This window comes from Nioella sediminis (genome assembly GCF_001879695.1).
Classification (GTDB): Bacteria; Pseudomonadota; Alphaproteobacteria; order Rhodobacterales; family Rhodobacteraceae; genus Nioella; species Nioella sediminis.
In genome coordinates this window covers 1-332 of record NZ_MNBL01000183.1, presented here as the reverse complement: position 1 = coordinate 332, position 332 = coordinate 1, and the positions used below count along the sequence as shown (strand labels likewise).

General features: G+C 63.9%; 1 protein-coding gene. It reads right to left on the bottom strand.

All coding sequences use genetic code 11. The features are described 5' to 3' along the window. The coding region (locus BKY26_RS19565; protein ID WP_227435107.1) for a Hint domain-containing protein at nt 1-316 on the bottom strand (316 nt) is incomplete at its 3' end. Between the last annotated feature and the right edge of the window lie 16 nt (nt 317-332).

Here is a 332-nt window from a genome sequence, read left to right as displayed (position 1 = left end):
CCATCTCCGGCACGTCGCCGTAGAGGGTTTCGAACTCGGCGAAGTTGTCGAAGCTGCGGCGGCTGACGTTGTCGATGAAGGTCTCGGCGGGGGCGCCGTTCGCACGGATGATTTCGTGCTCTTCCGTCTCGATATGGTAGACGGTGTAAGTCTCGCCCATCTCGTCCAAGGGCACCCGTGTGATCGTCGCCCCGTTCACCAGCGCCCCGGCGTGGCAGATGACTCCATCGATAAGCATCCCATGATCCGCCGTCACCGTCAGGTCAGTGTGCGGCAGACCATCGCCCAAAGACCCGGCAGCGAAGCGCACTGGCATCAGGCGCTCGGCGGGG